Annotated in this window: 17 protein-coding genes; 7 read left to right on the forward strand and 10 right to left on the reverse strand. The window is 59.4% G+C overall.

Annotation, left to right across the window (positions count from 1 at the left end; all coding sequences use genetic code 11):
- Positions 1–56: 56 nt before the first annotated feature.
- Complete coding sequence (locus ACR0AI_RS17360; protein ID WP_170637470.1) at positions 57–557, reverse strand: Lrp/AsnC family transcriptional regulator; 501 nt, start codon at positions 555–557, stop codon at positions 57–59.
- Positions 558–782: 225 nt separating this feature from the next.
- On the opposite strand from ACR0AI_RS17360, the gene trxB reads away from it, so the two are divergent.
- The 4 genes from trxB (at position 783) to ACR0AI_RS17380 (ending at position 6,396) form a co-directional block, all read left to right on the forward strand.
- Positions 783–1,724, forward strand: coding sequence for a thioredoxin-disulfide reductase (gene trxB / locus ACR0AI_RS17365; protein ID WP_480675868.1), 942 nt, complete (start codon positions 783–785; stop codon positions 1,722–1,724).
- Positions 1,725–1,803: 79 nt separating this feature from the next.
- On the forward strand, positions 1,804–3,474 hold the full coding sequence (locus tag ACR0AI_RS17370) for an adenylate/guanylate cyclase domain-containing protein (protein WP_480675870.1): 1,671 nt from the start codon (positions 1,804–1,806) through the stop codon (positions 3,472–3,474).
- A gap of 226 nt (positions 3,475–3,700) precedes the next feature.
- Positions 3,701–5,419 (forward strand): bifunctional sulfate adenylyltransferase/adenylylsulfate kinase, encoded by a 1,719-nt coding sequence (locus tag ACR0AI_RS17375; RefSeq protein ID WP_480537737.1) that lies wholly within the window; start codon positions 3,701–3,703, stop codon positions 5,417–5,419.
- A gap of 137 nt (positions 5,420–5,556) precedes the next feature.
- Positions 5,557–6,396: a hypothetical protein gene (locus ACR0AI_RS17380; RefSeq protein WP_480675873.1), complete on the forward strand. Its 840-nt coding sequence runs from the start codon at positions 5,557–5,559 to the stop codon at positions 6,394–6,396.
- On the opposite strand, the gene ACR0AI_RS17385 is transcribed toward ACR0AI_RS17380, so the two are convergent.
- The 4 genes from ACR0AI_RS17385 to ACR0AI_RS17400 form a co-directional block, all read right to left on the reverse strand.
- Entirely contained in the window at positions 6,393–7,265 is an 873-nt protein-coding gene (locus ACR0AI_RS17385) for a hypothetical protein (protein WP_480675875.1), read from the reverse strand. The genes ACR0AI_RS17380 and ACR0AI_RS17385 overlap by 4 nt on opposite strands.
- Complete coding sequence (locus ACR0AI_RS17390) at positions 7,262–8,149, reverse strand: PhzF family phenazine biosynthesis protein (protein ID WP_480675877.1); 888 nt, start codon at positions 8,147–8,149, stop codon at positions 7,262–7,264. Before ACR0AI_RS17390 ends, ACR0AI_RS17385 begins: the two co-directional genes overlap by 4 nt.
- A gap of 109 nt (positions 8,150–8,258) precedes the next feature.
- Positions 8,259–8,483, reverse strand: a complete 225-nt coding sequence (locus ACR0AI_RS17395; protein ID WP_170374662.1) for a DUF1150 family protein — start codon at positions 8,481–8,483, stop codon at positions 8,259–8,261.
- A gap of 5 nt (positions 8,484–8,488) precedes the next feature.
- Positions 8,489–8,902: an Hsp20 family protein gene (locus ACR0AI_RS17400; RefSeq protein WP_170374660.1), complete on the reverse strand. Its 414-nt coding sequence runs from the start codon at positions 8,900–8,902 to the stop codon at positions 8,489–8,491.
- Positions 8,903–9,065: 163 nt separating this feature from the next.
- Between ACR0AI_RS17400 and ACR0AI_RS17405 the strand changes: the two genes are divergently transcribed.
- The 3 genes from ACR0AI_RS17405 (at position 9,066) to ACR0AI_RS17415 (ending at position 10,904) form a co-directional block, all read left to right on the forward strand.
- Positions 9,066–9,290, forward strand: coding sequence for a YdcH family protein (locus ACR0AI_RS17405; protein ID WP_037308505.1), 225 nt, complete (start codon positions 9,066–9,068; stop codon positions 9,288–9,290).
- Between the two features lie 65 nt (positions 9,291–9,355).
- Entirely contained in the window at positions 9,356–9,844 is a 489-nt protein-coding gene (gene purE / locus ACR0AI_RS17410) for a 5-(carboxyamino)imidazole ribonucleotide mutase (protein WP_170468304.1), read from the forward strand.
- Complete coding sequence (locus ACR0AI_RS17415; protein WP_480675879.1) at positions 9,837–10,904, forward strand: 5-(carboxyamino)imidazole ribonucleotide synthase; 1,068 nt, start codon at positions 9,837–9,839, stop codon at positions 10,902–10,904. The genes purE and ACR0AI_RS17415 overlap by 8 nt, the downstream gene beginning before the upstream one ends.
- Before the next feature lie 66 nt (positions 10,905–10,970).
- Here the strand turns inward: ACR0AI_RS17415 and ACR0AI_RS17420 are convergent, their stop codons facing one another.
- From ACR0AI_RS17420 to groES, 5 genes are all read right to left on the reverse strand, one after another.
- A complete protein-coding gene (locus tag ACR0AI_RS17420; RefSeq protein ID WP_480675881.1) occupies positions 10,971–12,122 on the reverse strand; it encodes an alpha-D-ribose 1-methylphosphonate 5-triphosphate diphosphatase in 1,152 nt (383 codons plus the stop codon).
- Positions 12,119–12,892, reverse strand: a complete 774-nt coding sequence (locus ACR0AI_RS17425; RefSeq protein ID WP_480675883.1) for an alpha/beta fold hydrolase — start codon at positions 12,890–12,892, stop codon at positions 12,119–12,121. Before ACR0AI_RS17425 ends, ACR0AI_RS17420 begins: the two co-directional genes overlap by 4 nt.
- 44 nt (positions 12,893–12,936) lie before the next feature.
- Positions 12,937–13,773, reverse strand: a complete 837-nt coding sequence (locus tag ACR0AI_RS17430; RefSeq protein ID WP_480675885.1) for a DMT family transporter — start codon at positions 13,771–13,773, stop codon at positions 12,937–12,939.
- A gap of 179 nt (positions 13,774–13,952) precedes the next feature.
- Positions 13,953–15,596: a chaperonin GroEL gene (gene groL / locus ACR0AI_RS17435; protein WP_170374649.1), complete on the reverse strand. Its 1,644-nt coding sequence runs from the start codon at positions 15,594–15,596 to the stop codon at positions 13,953–13,955.
- A gap of 56 nt (positions 15,597–15,652) precedes the next feature.
- Positions 15,653–15,940 carry a co-chaperone GroES gene (groES, locus tag ACR0AI_RS17440; RefSeq protein WP_170352338.1) on the reverse strand — a complete coding sequence of 96 codons (288 nt, stop codon included), beginning with the start codon at positions 15,938–15,940 and terminating at the stop codon, positions 15,653–15,655.
- Positions 15,941–16,053 lie beyond the last annotated feature (113 nt).

Here is a 16,053-nt window from a genome sequence, read left to right on the forward strand (position 1 = left end):
CCTGGCGGTGGTGGCTATGCTGCCAGCCTGCCCAACAGAAACACGACGGATGTGGTTTACGCCGAGCGGTTCATTCGGTCTTCCAGCACATCGAACGGGACGCCTGGGTCGTCTTTTGCGCCGCGGATAACAAGCGATGTCTTGACGCTGGCCACGTTTGGCGTGGTCAGTAGTTCTCCGGTCAGGAACTGCTGAAAACTGCTGAGGTCGGGCGCGACGCATTTCAGGATGAAGTCGACCTCGCCGTTCAGCATGTGACACTCACGGACCAGCGGCCATAGTCCGCACTGCGCCTCGAATGCGCTGAGCTCCGACTCCGCCTGGCTGTCCAATCCAACCATCGCAAAGACTTGAACCTCGAACCCAAGCTCGCGGGCGTTCACTTCGGCGTGGTAGCCGGTGATATAACCCGATTCCTCCAACGTACGGACGCGGCGCAGACACGGAGGGGCTGAGATACCGACCCTTTTGGCCAACTCCACATTGGTCATGCGACCGTCTGCCTGCAATTCCGCCAGAATCTTGCGATCAATTTCATCCAGCCGGGTCGTGACCATAAAACGCTCCTGATTTTTCGGTTCTTATATCAGCACCCAGCCCACGCGCAATAATGTTTCGTAGCTGCGCAATTTTCTTTGTTTTCAGATCGCTCATTTGCGCAGGGCCATACCGACAAGGCATATCAGGTTCCCTTCATGAAGGGGCTTTAAGCCCTGCCCGCCCATCGCTATATCCTTGCGACGGGTAAAAGGCCCAATTCAGGCAGTTCGAGCGGGGGTACCATGGCCGACACACGACACACCAAGGTTCTGATCATCGGGTCGGGGCCCGCAGGCTATACAGCCGGGGTTTATGCAAGCCGCGCGATGCTGGAACCCATTCTGGTGCAAGGGATCGAGCCCGGCGGCCAGTTGACAACCACCACCGAGGTCGAAAACTGGCCCGGCGATTCCGAGGTACAAGGCCCCGATCTGATGGTCCGTATGCAGGACCACGCCAAGGCGATGGGCTGCGAGGTCATCGGCGACATCATCAGCGATCTGGATGTCTCGAAACGTCCCTTCACCGCAAAAGGGGATAGCGGCACGGTTTACACCGCTGACGCGGTCATTCTGGCGACCGGCGCACGGGCCAAATGGCTTGGCCTGCCGTCGGAAGAGAAATTCAAAGGCTTCGGCGTCTCGGCCTGCGCGACCTGCGACGGGTTCTTTTATCGCGGGCAGGAGATCGTTGTGATCGGTGGCGGCAACACCGCCGTGGAAGAAGCGCTATTCCTCACCAATTTCGCCAGCAAGGTGACCTTGATCCACCGCCGCGACGAGTTGCGGGCCGAAAAGATCCTGCAGGATCGCCTGATGAAGAATGAAAAGATCGAACCTCTCTGGTTCCATGAACTGGACGAAGTCATCGGGACCGACGCGCCCTTGGGCGTCGAAGGCGTGCGCGTCAAGAACGTGAAAACGGGCGAGATTTCTGAGATTCCGTGCAAGGGCGTTTTTGTCGCCATCGGCCATGCCCCGGCCAATGAGCTGGTCAAAGACACGCTGGAAACCCATATGGGCGGCTATGTCGTAACCAAGCCGGGATCAACCGAGACCTCGGTTCCGGGTGTTTTCGCAGCCGGTGACCTGACAGATCACATCTACCGTCAGGCCGTCACCAGCGCAGGCATGGGCTGCATGGCCGCCCTGGATGCCGAACGCTTTCTGGCCGAACAGGACTGAGGGGCCACCGGGTCAGGTCACACCGGCTTGACCCTATCCCCGCGCGGCCTCACACTGGTGCAAAACATGAGGGTCGCGCGTGGTCACAACGGACAACGCTCTTTGGCGTGGCGGGTGGTCAACCCGGCTTAGGATCGGCAGCGGGCTGGTCCTTTTTGTCTTTGCCTTCTTCCATTTTCTGAACATCGGCCTGGGCCTGTTTCACACCGACTATCTGCATGGCATGCAAGATGGTCGAAAGGCCGTAACCCGCCACGACGCCATGAGTGCGCTTCTCTACCTTGCGCTGATCATACATTCGGGCCTTGCGCTAACGTCGATCATACAACGACGGACCTTGCGCATGCCGTTCAGCTCAGCCCTCCAAATCGTGCTGGGGCTGCTGATCCCGATCCAGCTGATCGTCCACATCATTCACACGCGGTACGCGCATGAGATCTACGATGTGAATGACGAAATGGGCTATATCATCATTCTAATGTGGCCAAGCTCTGCGATTTGGATGCAAAGCCTGCTGTTGCTGATCGTGTGGGTACATGGCTGCATCGGGTTGCACATGTGGCTGCGGTTGACCCGGTGGTGGGGCAAGACCCTGCCCTACCTGATCGGTATTGCGGTCTTTGTCCCCTGTTTCGCCTTGGCCGGTGTGCTGACCGAGGGGCGCCGGATCTGGGCCGATTTTGCCGATGACTTCCTGCGCGAACAGTATATCGAACACTATAACTGGCCCTCGGCCGAGGCCTTTGAGGCCATGTTCCGCGTCGAAGACAACGCCATGACGGGTTTTTGGGCCGCACTCGGAGCCACGGCGGCCTTCTACCTTGGCCGCAAGCTGTGGAGACGTCGGCATTCCGTGCAGGTCACCTATGCCCGAGGGCCCGAGGTTTTTGCCGAGAAAGGCATGACGCTGCTTGAGATGTCTCAGGCTAACGGCATCCCTCATGCTGCCCTCTGTGGCGGTAAGGGCCGCTGCACCACCTGCCGCGTGATCGTTGAGGATGGCGGAGATCACCTGCCCCCACCCAGCGAGATCGAAGCCCGCAGTCTGGCCGCTGTTGGGGCCTCGGCCCAGACGCGCCTGGCCTGTCAGATGCGCCCGACCGAGCCGGTAAAGGTCTTTCGTGTTTTCCGTCCCGACGGCAAGCACGACCGGGCTCATGCAAGTCAGGGGCAGGAACGTCAGTTGGCCGTGCTGTTTCTGGACATGCGCGGCTTTACCGCCCGCACCGCGGGGCAATTGCCCTATGACATCGTGTTCCTGTTAAACCGGTTCTTTGACGCGATTGTGCCTTCGATCACCTCTCAAGGCGGGGTCGTCGACAAATATATGGGGGATGGGTTGCTGGCGGTTTTTGACAAGCCCGACCCCCAGCAATCCGCCCGCGCCGGTCTGAAAGCGGCAATTGAGATCAGCCATGCGCTGGAACAGTTCAACCGACAGCTTTCATCCGAAGATAGCCCGCATATCCGCATCGGCATGGGGCTGCATCTGGGCGATCTTGTGCTTGGGGAAATTGGCGCGGCCGGTCATGCCGCGCAAACCATCATCGGGGACGCGGTGAATGTCGCCAGCCGCCTTGAGGCCGAAACAAAGCCGCTGGGGGTTGAGCTTCTGGTGTCGGCCGAGCTGCTACAAGCCGCCGAGATGGATATCTCGGACGATCGTATTCAGAACTTCGAGCTGCGCGGCGTATCCAAGCCCGTTCCTGCCCTTCCGGTGCCCCGCGCCTCGGAACTTGAAAAGGCCTGAGACAACAGGAACACGCATACTTACTGTGGCACGTTTGCGCTAGGTTACCGGAACTTTGATCGCCCGTTTTCCGCCGAATTGGAAAATTCTTCCAATCACAAGAAAAACCGCTCATATCCTCCTTAGTTTTATCTGACCCTGTGGACTCTGACTCAGTGGCGGGGCACATGCCGTTTCAAATGCCAAGGTCACACTGGCGCATCATCACATCGACAAGAGAATTCCGATGACAATGTTAAGCAATCTCGCCCCCATTCCCGAACTCTACGTCTCCTATGACTCGGCCCAGAAGCTGAAGGTTGAGGCAGCGGATCTGACCAGCCATGACCTGTCTCCGCGCCAGATCTGCGATCTGGAACTGCTGATGAATGGCGGCTTCAACCCGCTGAAAGGGTTTCTGAGCGAAGCCGACTACGACAATGTGGTCGAGAACATGCGTCTGGCTGACGGCACGCTGTGGCCGATGCCGATCACGCTGGATGTCAGCGAAGAGTTCGCCGAAAGCATCGAGCTTGGCCAGGACATCGCCCTGCGCGACCAAGAGGGCGTGATCCTCGGCACCATGACTGTGACCGACCGCTGGACCCCCGACAAATCGCGCGAGGCCGAGAAGGTCTTTGGCGCGGATGACGATGCGCACCCGGCCGTAAACTACCTGCATAACGTGGCAGGCAAAGTTTATCTGGGCGGTCCCGTTGTCGGCATTCAGCAGCCCGTTCACTATGATTTCCGTGGCCGCAGGGATACTCCGAACGAGCTGCGCGCCTATTTCCGCAAACTGGGCTGGCGCCGCATCGTTGCGTTCCAAACTCGCAACCCGCTGCACCGCGCCCACCAGGAGCTGACCTTCCGCGCTGCGAAAGAGGCGCAGGCCAACCTGTTGATCCACCCGGTTGTCGGCATGACCAAGCCGGGCGACGTGGACCACTTCACCCGCGTGCGCTGCTATGAGGCGGTGCTGGACAAGTACCCGGCCTCAACCACCTCGATGTCGCTGATTAACCTGGCGATGCGCATGGCTGGCCCACGCGAGGCCGTCTGGCACGGCCTGATCCGCGCCAACCACGGCTGCACCCATTTCATCGTTGGCCGCGACCATGCCGGCCCCGGCAAAAACAGCCAAGGTGAAGACTTCTACGGCCCTTATGACGCGCAGGATCTGTTCCGCAAATACCAGGATGAAATCGGCGTTGAGATGGTCGACTTCAAGCACATGGTCTATGTGCAGGAACGCGCCCAGTACGAGCCGAATGACGAGATCCTCGACAAGGACAACGTCACGATCCTGAACATCTCGGGCACCGAACTGCGCCGCCGTTTGGCCGAAGGTCTGGAAATCCCCGAATGGTTTAGCTTCCCCGAGGTTGTGGCCGAGTTGCGCAAGACCAAGCCACCGCGTAGCCAACAGGGCTTTACCGTTTTCTTCACCGGCTTCTCGGGCTCGGGCAAATCCACCATCGCCAACGCGCTTATGGTCAAGCTGATGGAAATGGGCGGCCGTCCCGTGACGCTGCTGGATGGGGACATTGTGCGTAAGAACCTGTCGTCCGAGTTGGGCTTCTCAAAAGAGCACCGCGACCTGAACATCCGTCGCATCGGCTATGTCGCGTCCGAGATCACCAAGAACGGTGGCATCGCCATCTGCGCACCGATTGCGCCCTATGCGACCACCCGTCGGGCCGTGCGCGAAGAGATCGAACAGTTCGGTGCCTTCTGCGAGGTTCACGTGGCCACCAGCATCGAGGAATGTGAACGCCGCGACCGCAAGGGCCTGTACAAGCTGGCGCGCGAAGGCAAGATCAAAGAGTTCACCGGCATCTCAGACCCTTACGACGTGCCCCAGAACCCTGAACTGAGCGTCGAGACGGAGAATGTCGAAGTCGACAACTGCGCTCATCAGGTTCTGCTGAAGCTCGAGAGCATGGGCCTGATCGCTGCGAACTAAGCGGCTGAGTTAAACTAGATTGGAAACGGCCTCCGGTCACCGGGGGCCGTTTTTCGTGCAAACCAACGACTGAGATTGACAAAGATGCGTGGCCTTGATGCAGTCGGCCCAGTCAAGTACTGTTCGGCCCATCCACGATGCACCCCCTTCCTCAAATCGCCAGCTTCTGGTTTGGCTCCGATCTCAGCTGGCTCGAGGCGCTGTGCATTCAATCCTATCTGGACCATGGTCATTCCTTCACCCTCTATGCGGCCCACGACATCGCGAACATCCCAAATGGCGTCGACCTGCGGCATGCGTCCGAGATACTGTGGCCCGCCCCTTTTGATCTACGGCCCGAAGATCGGCTGGGCGTTGCGGTGTTTTCGGACATTTTCAGGCTGAGGTTGCTGGAACGTACAGAGTTCGTCTGGGTAGATCTGGATGCGCTCTGTCTGAAGCCTTTTGATTTTGCGTCCCCTTTTGTCTTTGCCCCCTCTCAATCCGGCAAGTTTCCCAATGGGGTGCTTCGCTTGCCGCAAGAGTCCCAGACGCTTGCGCAGATGCTGGCATTTGTCACCTCGGCCAATCCGACCCAACCTTGGCGCGGGGCCAAGCTGCGTAGACGCAACGAGCAGCGTATCGCGGAAGGCGAGACCTGGGGTATCGAGGCGCTGCCATGGGGATGCTCCGGCCCCAAGGCGCTGGGGCATTTTCTGTGTGAGACCGGAGAAGACATCCACGCTATGCCTGCTGATACGTTCTACCCCCTGGAGAATGAGGCGCTTTGGAAGCTACACGACCCTCGTGTGCCCCCAGCCACTATTGAACGAGACGGGGTACATTCCGTGCATGTCTTTGGGCATCAGAAGAAATTCATGGCCCAACAGACTGCGGGCCTGCCGGTGCGGGGATCGTTTCTCAGCACGCTATGCACGCGCCACGGGATTGACCCACAGGAGAACCCGATCGCACCGATGGCTTGGATGGAGCTTTAACCGGGCGCGCCCGATAGCTCATGCCGCAGAGCGCGTACTGCCCGCTCTTCGAACCGACCGTAGTCTGCGGCTAAGTCCTGAATCGCCTTCAGATGGGGCAGACGCCGGGCATAGTCTTCTTCGGATGCAGATTGAATCGCTTCCTGTATATCTGCCTGTGTCCCGCAGAGGACCATCCCCGAAGTGTCCATAAAATCCCCGATATTCGGGCAGCCCCAATAAATCGGAACGGTCGCGCAGAGGATCGAGTCGATCAGTTTCTCTGAAAAGTAGTTCCGCTCTCGTACATTCTCAATCACGACCGAATAGCGGTAAGGGTCCAGACCATCCGACTTTTGGTCGAAAGGCGTGTATCCCCGCCCCATGATGTCCACATCGGCCCCGGTTTCGCGGATCCAGTCGATCACGTCATGGCGTAACTGATGGCCCACGAGGTCCCGCTTGGCCGAGGCGATCAGCGAACAGGATTTGACCTTCTCAACCTGTAGCTCCTGCCAGTCTGGCACCATGGTCACGCCATAGGGCAGAAACACAGCATTGGGCAGGTTTTCCAGTAGAACGTCGTGAAACGTGAACACCCGAAAGAACCGCCGCCATGTCAGGCGCAGCTGTCGGTCATGTTTGGCGTGGATGGCCGACGGCTCACCCATCATCAGCGAAATCCGCGCCTTTGTGCCACGGCGCAACCGCCAATGAACCGTCGAATTGGGATACATGATCAGATGATCCGTCGGCGCGAGGTCACCGACTGTTTTGCCCAGCAAACGATCCGGGCAGCCCTCGTGCCAGATCAGCTCGGACAGAGGCACCTCGGCCAGTTTCGGGCCCAGACGGTGGCCGTAGGGTAAAACAGCTATCGCTTCGGTCATTGGTCCGCCTCAGGCAAGTCGACCTGTCCGCGCATCAGAACATAGCCCTGCCCTGCCACCTTGATCCCGGTCATGGCATCGCTTGGGCCGACGCGCGTCACCGTTGCTTGCCCCGGACGCCCCATGTCGTGACCCTGTTCAGCGATGAATTGGTCTTTCTTCATCAGCCCGTATTTCCAAAGATAGGCCGCCATCGCGCCCGTCGCAGACCCGGTGAAAGGGTCCTCGGGTGGGCTGGGCGGTGCCAGCAGCAGGCGTGAGAACGTATCCCCTTGTGTCGTCGCTCCCTGCAAGGTGACCAAAAACGGCTCGGCCATATCGGAACCAGAAAACCCCGCTGCTGCTGCCACCTCGCGCAAAGGACCTTCGGCCAGCCGCGCTGCGCGCAAGGCGTCGTGATCCCGCAGCACCGTGATACAGAATGGCAACCCGGTAGAGACAAATCGCGGCGGAGAGATAATGGCCTCTTCAGGCAACGAAATCGCGCTGGCAACCAGATCAGCAGGCACATAGGCTCCAAATTCCGGCGCAACCTGCGTCATCTCGATCTCATCACCGTTCAAACGAATGGCAACAAGCCCCGCACCGGTTTCCAAAGTCAGAGAGTCGCCCTCAACCAGACCACGCGAACGAAGTGCCGCGACCGTTGCGATGGTCGGATGACCGGCAAAGGGGATTTCGCGACTGGCCAGAAAATACCGCACCCGGATATCGGCAACATCCGACGGGCCGGTAAAAGTACACTCGACCAGAGATGTTTCGCGCACATAGGCCATGCAGACCTCATCCGACAGATGGGCCGCGCCATGGACTACGGCGCAGCCATTGCCACCAAAGGCTTTGTCGGTAAAGGCATCCACCCAGTCAAAATCGAACCAGCTCATCCAGCGTTTCCTTACATGCACATGCCATCCCGGATGCGATCCGGAGCTTGTGCATGTTTCGCTGGTGTCGGGCGGAATGTCACGCGCAATCGCGTGTGCCTGGGGTCGTTCAGTGAACGGCCACCGGTGAGAGGTCATGCTCGCGCGCCAGCACAAAGGCCAGCTTGCGGTCGGCGACAAGCGCCAGTTGCTGCCCATCGGAGTCATGCACGGCGTACAACTGATCCAGATCGCCCGCCTGATCACGCAGATCGCTGGGCAGATCGGCAACCTCAACCGTTTTGACATACACGATACGGTCGCCTTCGGTGTTGATTTCAATCGGTGTGTTCATTGCTCTTACCCCTTCCGTATGTTGATTGTCTGCACCACGGTTTCCGGCACGGCGCGAGTCAGATCCACATGCAGCAGACCGTTCTCCATGATCGCCTCGCCCACCTCGACACCGTCGGCCAGCACGAACATGCGCTGGAATTGACGCGCCGCGATGCCGCGATGCAGGAAGATGCGCCCCTCGCTATCGTCGCGTTGACGGCCTCGGATCACCAGTTGGCGGTCCTCGATGGTGATCGACAGATCCTCTTCCGCGAACCCGGCCACCGCCAGAGTGATGCGGTAGGAATAATCCGAGGTCTGTTCGATGTTGTAGGGCGGATATCCTTCATTGCCAGCCTTTGCAGACCGTTCCAGAAGGCGTTCCAATTGCTCGAACCCCAACAGATGCGGGTATGAGCCCAAGGTAAGTTTTGACACGTGTTCTCGTCCTTTTATGTCAAAGCGACGTTTTGGGCGGCCCCGTTCCGGCAACCGCACAAGATAGAATATGGGAAGAAACCGGGATGTCCACAAGGTCTGGCGCGATAACGTCTTGCACACTATCTTGTTGGGGACGCACCACAACAAGCCCGAGTCGCCAATGAACGCGCCCACTGATCTTTCCATGAAAACCGACGAAGTTCTGCGGGTTGAGCTGGAGGTTTTTCGCCGTCAGCACCGCGATCTTGATGAGGCGATCGAGGCGTTGCAGGCCACCGGTACATCGGATCAATTGACGATCAAACGCTTGAAAAAGCAGAAACTGCGGCTGAAAGACATCATCCGCCTGATCGAGGATCGCCTGACCCCCGACATCATCGCCTGACGCATTGCCACGCATGCGGATTTGGCTATAGTGCGCGCTCTTTCGAACGGCAGGGACGCAAGCGGATGAGCGATGTGAAAGTGGGGATCATCATGGGCAGCCAATCGGATTGGCCCACGATGAAAGAAGCCGCAAATATCTTGGATGAATTGGGCATCGCGTATGAAAAGCGTATCGTTTCGGCCCACCGCACGCCTGATCGTCTTTGGGACTACGGAAAGACCGCCGCGTCGCGCGGTTTGCATGTGATCATCGCAGGCGCCGGAGGGGCCGCGCATTTGCCCGGCATGATGGCATCGAAAACCCGCGTGCCCGTTATTGGTGTTCCAGTTCAGACGCGGGCTTTGTCGGGCGTCGACTCGCTGTATTCGATCGTTCAGATGCCGAAAGGGTTTCCTGTGGCGACCATGGCAATCGGCTCGGCCGGTGGGGCCAATGCGGGTCTGATGGCGGCCGGTATTCTGGCCTTGCAGGACAGCGCTCTGGCCGAACGGTTGGACGCGTGGCGTGAGGCTCTGTCCGCCTCGATTCCGGAGGAGCCTGTCGATGAGTGACGCTCTGCAACCCGGTGCCCGGATCGGAATCCTGGGCGGAGGCCAGTTGGGCCGGATGCTGTCGGTCGCTGCCTCGCGCTTGGGGTTTGTGACGCATATCTTTGAGCCGGGCGCGAACCCGCCTGCCGCGCAAGTCGCCGACCGCGTGACAACTGCGCGCTATGACGACGCCGACGCGCTGCTCGCTTTCGCCGACTCGGTGGATGTCATCACCTATGAGTTCGAGAACATCCCGACCGAGGCGCTGGACCTGCTGGAAGCCCACCGCCCGATCCGACCGGGGCGTGAGGCGCTGCGGGTCAGTCAGGACCGGCTGACCGAGAAGAATTTCCTGCAAGGTCTAGGCCTCAACACAGCACCTTTTGCGGACGTCACCGATCTGGCAAGCCTGAATACGGCCATTGAGGGAATCGGCACACCCGCGATCCTGAAAACCCGCCGGTTCGGCTATGACGGCAAAGGTCAGGCCCGCCTGCGCGCGCCTGAGGATGCCGAGGCTGCTCTGGCCGATATGGCGGGCGCGCCCGCGATCCTTGAGGGGTTTGTGGAGTTTACGCACGAGGTCTCGATCATCGCGGCCCGCGGGCTTGATGGTCAGGTCGCTTGCTTTGACCCCGGTGAGAATGTCCACCGCAACGGCATCCTGCACACCACAACGGTCCCTGCCCGCCTGCGCCCGGCGCAGCGCACGGATGCGGTTCTGCTCGCGGCCAACATCCTGAATGCTCTGGACTATGTGGGCGTGATGGGGGTGGAGCTGTTCGTCACGCCCGCGGGCCTGGTCGTTAACGAAATCGCACCTCGGGTGCATAACTCGGGCCATTGGACGCAGAATGGATGCGCCGTCGACCAGTTTGAGCAGCATATTCGCGCCGTGGTCGGGTGGCCCTTGGGCGATGGGCAACGACATTCGGACGTGGTGATGGAGAACCTGATCGGCGACGATATGGACCGCGTGCCGGAACTGGCGCAGGAGCGGGACGTTGCCTTGCACCTGTATGGCAAGGCCGAGGTCAAGCCGGGCCGGAAGATGGGTCACTTCAACCGCATCGCTCGCTGAGGGAAATCGCGCCTTCTGCGCGATGCCTCCGGCGGAGGTATTTTTGAACAGAAGAAGATGGGGCGGTCAGGCGAAAAATCTGGCCGCGATATCGCCTGACATGTGGCTGACACGCCCGCTAGCAAAGGTGGCCGCAACACGGTGGGTTTTTGCGTCCAGAATGACGATATCGGCGCGTTGACCCGGCATCAGCGTGCCGCGATCTGTCAGGTCGAGAACTCGCGCGGGGCCGGATGAAACCAGCGCCCAGGCCGCCGCAAAATCCAACAACCCGCTTTTTGCCAACATCAACGCGGCACGGCGCGGGCTGGGGTAGTGGTAGTCCGAGGCCAGAGCGTCACACAGACCCATCGCGATCAGGTCCAGTGCGCTGACGTTGCCTTTATGGGAGCCTCCGCGCACCACGTTGGGCGAGCCTAGGATGATGTGATCTCCGGCTGTGCGCGCGGCTTCGGCTGCGGCGAGGGTTTCGGGGAATTCGGCGATCGAAACGCCGCGTTTGCGCCATCCTGCGCGGGTCTCGGGTGTGGCATCATCATGGCTGCCCAAACGCACGCCGCTATTGATCAACTCAGCGCAAAGCGCGTCAAGTGCGGCAGGGACTTCATCGCTGCGGGCGTGCATAGACAACAGCATCTCAAAATGCGCATCGGGGTTACGCCCCGCTTTCAAGGCCTGCCCGGTCAGACGCGGTGGTTTGCGCCCTTCGGCCAGGCGGTCATGCGGTAGGTGGTCGTTGAAGACGACATATGGCACCTGCCAATCCGCAATCTTTTCGGCCAGTTCGTCATAGTCATCCAGCATATGTGTCTCGAACCGCAATTGCGGGATCAGATCAGTGACCGTGCTGTCCTTGACCTCGGCAATCGCCTTGAACACCTGCGAGGCGAAGTCTGGCCCGCGCACCCCGCCTTCCCAGCTATAGAACTGGGCTAGAACGCCGGTGGTAATCCCGTTGGCGGCGAGCTCGGCCTCGACCGAAAGGAGGCCTTCGTTCATCTGCTTCATGGCACCGCGGCGCGGGGCGATGTGACGCTCGAACCCATCCCCGTGCAGGTCGATGATGCCAGGTAGAACCAGATAGCCTGACAAATCAACCTGTCGCCCGGTCCGGTCGCCCTGCACTACCCCTTCGGCGATCGACAAATCGGCAAGCGACAACCCGGCCTCCGGCAGCAAAACCTCTGCCCCGGTCAACGTCATATCCAATGCGGTCATTCCGTGCGCTCCGAGTCCGGCTCCGAGCAATCCTGCCCGATACAGATCTCGTCAATTGCGTCCATCACCCCGTCAAGCCAAGTGATTTGCGGGTCGAACTTTCCGAATTCGATGAAGTGCAGTACCTGGGCCATGACGCGAGGATTGTTCATCATGAAAGTATGCGTCACAGGCAGAACGATATGGTCCGCCATGCCGTCAACCCGGGTCGTCCGGATCGACACTTTGCCATCGTCAGGCCCGTCTATCATCGACGAAAAGACCGGGTTCAGAGAGTTTTCACCCGCGATCACCCCAAGCTCGAAGTCTACTGGAGGCAATTGGCGCGGGATACCCTCGGGGCCTGTGCCCAACTGCAGCCCGGCCGGACCGTTGAGGTAGCCGAACACCTCCCACGCGCCCAATTCATCCACCAGTTGGCTGCCCTGGTTAGGCGGCCCAAGCATGACAACGCGACCCAAATTCTCTGGTTCGTGATCCTGCAGCCAATAGCGCAACAGGATACCGCCCATGGAATGCGCCACGACATTTGCGGTGTCGTCCCCGCATTCGGCGAACGCATCGGGCAGAGTTTGCTCGGCCAGTTCCGGAATACCCAAATCGGTCGACGGATAGCCAGGGCGAATGACTGTGTAGCCATGCACCTCGAACAATTGCTCCATCACCGAAAAGGAAGCCTCGGTCCGAGCGAGCCCATGCAGCAGGATCACGCATTTCGCCTGGGCCACAGCCGGGAGAAGGAGGAAAATTATGGCAAGCAGAACTTTCATACCCGCCAGATAAGGCCTATTTCGGTTCGGGGAAAGATGTGACCTCAGGTTCTGCGCTGTACTGCCAGCGCGATCCCGCCCAAAACCAGCGCCGCGCCGATGATCAAGCGCATGCTTGCCACCTCACCCAACAACACAATTCCCGCAACAATTGCGATGACAGGGACGCTCAGTTGCACGACTGCCGCGACCGAGGGGGCAAGCTGCGGCAACACGCGATACCACAGCGCGTAGCCGAGACCCGAGGTCACGCCTCCGGAGAGAGCCGCCAGAAAATAGCCAAACCCTGTCATCTGCCATGTGCCGCCCGCCACCAGTAAGGCCATAGCCGTGACGGGCAAGGCGACAACGAAATTGGCCGCCGTGCCCTCCAACGCGTTCGGCTCAGATCGTCCGGCTAAGGAATAAGCGGCCCAACCAATCCCCGCCGCGACCATCAGAGCAGCCCCCAAGGCGTCCACCTGAACGGTCCCCGATGGCCAAAGCACATAGGCCAACCCGCCCAATGCGACCGCTGCGCCAGCCAATTGGCGCACCGTTGGGGTCGCTCCGGTCATAGCTCCGACTGCGAACATGGTGATCTGAACGACACCAAATAGGATCAACGCCCCCAACCCGGCGTCCAGCGTCAGGTAAGCCACAGAAAAACCAATCATATAGAGAGACAGTGACCCCGCCCCGATGATCCGACGTGGCGACCGAAGCGGCAGAACCCCGCCCTTCAAAAGAACCAACACGGCCAGAACCATCGCACCCGCCAGAACACGGACGACGGCGAACCACGTAGGATCGCTCGCCCCGCTCTCAATCGCCAGCCGGTTCAGAATCGAATTGGCCGCAAAGGCGCACATGGTCAGGGAGGTCAGAAGAAACAGTCTCATGAAACCCGCATAGCGCGTTGGCCACACTTTGCACACTCACTTTCCGGCTACGTGCAACGTCCAGCCCTCTTCTGTTCATAAATACCTCCGCCGGAGGCATGACCACGCAGCGGGCATTCCAAACGCAAACGGGGCCGCCCAAAGGCGACCCCGCTCGTAAGCACTATGGCCTAAGCAGCTTACATCATGCCGCCCATGCCGCCCATGTCGGGCATGCCGCCAGCAGGTGCCGCGCCTTCTTTGGCGGGCTTGTCAGCAACCATTGCTTCGGTGGTGACCAGAAGACCAGCAACCGACGCCGCATCTTCCAGCGCGGTACGGACAACTTTGGCTGGGTCGATCACGCCGAACGAGAACATGTCGCCATATTCTTCGGTCTGTGCGTTGAAGCCGAACGATACATCGCCGGATTCGCGGACTTTGCCCGCAACGACCGCACCGTCAACACCTGCGTTCTCAGCGATCTGGCGCAGCGGCGCTTCGATCGCTTTGCGAACGATGTTGATACCGGCGTTCTGGTCAGCGTTTGCACCTTCCAGAGTTTCCAGTGCTTTACCGGCCTGAACCAGAGCAACACCACCGCCAACAACAACGCCTTCCTGAACGGCAGCGCGTGTTGCGTTCAGAGCATCGTCCACACGGTCCTTACGCTCTTTCACTTCAACTTCGGTCATGCCGCCGACGCGGATAACAGCAACACCGCCTGCCAGTTTGGCAACGCGCTCTTGCAGCTTCTCACGGTCGTAGTCCGACGAGGTTTCTTCGATCTGAGTGCGGATCTGAGCAACACGTGCTTCGATCTCGGCTTTCTCGCCTGCACCGTCAACGATGGTGGTTTCGTCTTTGGTGATCTCGATCTTCTTGGCGGTGCCTAGCATGTCCATGGTAACGGACTCGAGCTTCATGCCCAGATCTTCGCTGATGACCTGACCACCGGTCAGGATCGCGATGTCCTGCAGCATGGCTTTGCGGCGATCGCCGAAGCCCGGTGCTTTGACAGCAGCAATTTTCAGGCCGCCGCGCAGTTTGTTGACAACCAGAGTCGCCAGCGCTTCACCTTCAACATCCTCAGCAATGATCAGCAGCGGCTTTTGCGACTGGATCACCTGCTCGAGCAGCGGAACCATCGGCTGCAGCGAGGACAGTTTCTTTTCGTGCAGCAGGATCATGCAGTCGTCGAGTTCTGCGATCATCTTGTCTGCGTTGGTGACGAAGTAAGGCGACAGGTAGCCACGGTCGAACTGCATACCTTCGACAACATCGGTCTCGGTTTCCAGACCTTTGTTTTCTTCGACGGTGATAACACCTTCGTTGCCAACCTTCTGCATCGCGTCTGCGATCTGCTGGCCGATTTCGGCTTCGCCGTTGGCCGAGATGGTGCCAACCTGAGCAACTTCTGCCGAGTCTTTGACTTCACGCGACGCGTCTTTGATGCCTGCAACAACCTTGGCAGTCGCCAGGTCGATGCCGCGCTTCAGGTCCATCGGGTTCAGGCCAGCTGCAACCTGCTTCAGACCTTCGCGAACGATGGCTTGGGCCAGAACGGTTGCGGTGGTGGTGCCGTCGCCGGCTTCGTCATTGGTGCGGCTGGCGACTTCTTTCACCATCTGCGCACCCATGTTTTCGAACTTGTCTTCCAGTTCGATTTCCTTGGCAACCGAAACACCGTCTTTGGTGATGCGCGGCGCGCCGAAGGATTTGTCCAGAACCACGTTGCGGCCTTTGGGGCCGAGGGTCACTTTAACAGCGTCGGCCAGGATGTTCACACCTGCCAGCATGCGGTTACGGGCATCGGTGTCGAATTTGACGTCCTTTGCAGCCATGTCGTTTCTCCTTGAGAAATAAGTTGTAAATGAAGATCAGAGTGAAGCGCGGCGGCTTACTCGATGATCCCCATGATGTCGCTTTCTTTCATCATCAGCAGCTCTTCGCCGTCGACCTGAACCTCGGTGCCCGACCATTTGCCGAACAGGATCTTGTCGCCAGCTTTGACCGCCATTGCGATCAGCTCGCCGCTGTCCTTGCGTGCGCCTTCGCCGGTTGCGACGACTTCGCCTTCGCTGGGCTTTTCTTTCGCGCTATCAGGAATGATCAGGCCGCCTGCGGTTTTCTCTTCGCTTTCTGTACGGCGAACCAGCACACGGTCATGAAGCGGTTTCAATGCCATCTTTGTAGCTCCTTGGGCTCAAAGTTTATCTATCCTCCCCTCGCCGACTGGCGAGGCATTAGCACTCAAGGGTAGAGAGTGATAACGACGCATAGCTAGGGGGTCTGAAACCC

This window comes from Ruegeria sp. BG3 (assembly GCF_056538485.1).

Excerpts from the sequence above, each read along its gene's own strand:
- ACR0AI_RS17405 (WP_037308505.1), top strand. The coding sequence starts at position 9,066 with ATGAACGCGCCCACTGATCTTTCCATGAAAACCGACGAAGTTCTGCGG.
- ACR0AI_RS17385 (WP_480675875.1), bottom strand. The coding sequence starts at position 7,265 with ATGACCGAAGCGATAGCTGTTTTACCCTACGGCCACCGTCTGGGCCCG.
- ACR0AI_RS17375 (WP_480537737.1), top strand. The coding sequence starts at position 3,701 with ATGACAATGTTAAGCAATCTCGCCCCCATTCCCGAACTCTACGTCTCC.
- ACR0AI_RS17360 (WP_170637470.1), bottom strand. The coding sequence starts at position 557 with ATGGTCACGACCCGGCTGGATGAAATTGATCGCAAGATTCTGGCGGAA.
- ACR0AI_RS17390 (WP_480675877.1), bottom strand. The coding sequence starts at position 8,149 with ATGAGCTGGTTCGATTTTGACTGGGTGGATGCCTTTACCGACAAAGCC.
- trxB (WP_480675868.1), top strand. The coding sequence starts at position 783 with ATGGCCGACACACGACACACCAAGGTTCTGATCATCGGGTCGGGGCCC.
- groES (WP_170352338.1), bottom strand. The coding sequence starts at position 15,940 with ATGGCATTGAAACCGCTTCATGACCGTGTGCTGGTTCGCCGTACAGAA.
- ACR0AI_RS17415 (WP_480675879.1), top strand. The coding sequence starts at position 9,837 with ATGAGTGACGCTCTGCAACCCGGTGCCCGGATCGGAATCCTGGGCGGA.
- ACR0AI_RS17380 (WP_480675873.1), top strand. The coding sequence starts at position 5,557 with ATGCACCCCCTTCCTCAAATCGCCAGCTTCTGGTTTGGCTCCGATCTC.
- purE (WP_170468304.1), top strand. The coding sequence starts at position 9,356 with ATGAGCGATGTGAAAGTGGGGATCATCATGGGCAGCCAATCGGATTGG.
- ACR0AI_RS17425 (WP_480675883.1), bottom strand. The coding sequence starts at position 12,892 with ATGAAAGTTCTGCTTGCCATAATTTTCCTCCTTCTCCCGGCTGTGGCC.
- groL (WP_170374649.1), bottom strand. The coding sequence starts at position 15,596 with ATGGCTGCAAAGGACGTCAAATTCGACACCGATGCCCGTAACCGCATG.
- ACR0AI_RS17430 (WP_480675885.1), bottom strand. The coding sequence starts at position 13,773 with ATGAGACTGTTTCTTCTGACCTCCCTGACCATGTGCGCCTTTGCGGCC.
- ACR0AI_RS17420 (WP_480675881.1), bottom strand. The coding sequence starts at position 12,122 with ATGACCGCATTGGATATGACGTTGACCGGGGCAGAGGTTTTGCTGCCG.
- ACR0AI_RS17395 (WP_170374662.1), bottom strand. The coding sequence starts at position 8,483 with ATGAACACACCGATTGAAATCAACACCGAAGGCGACCGTATCGTGTAT.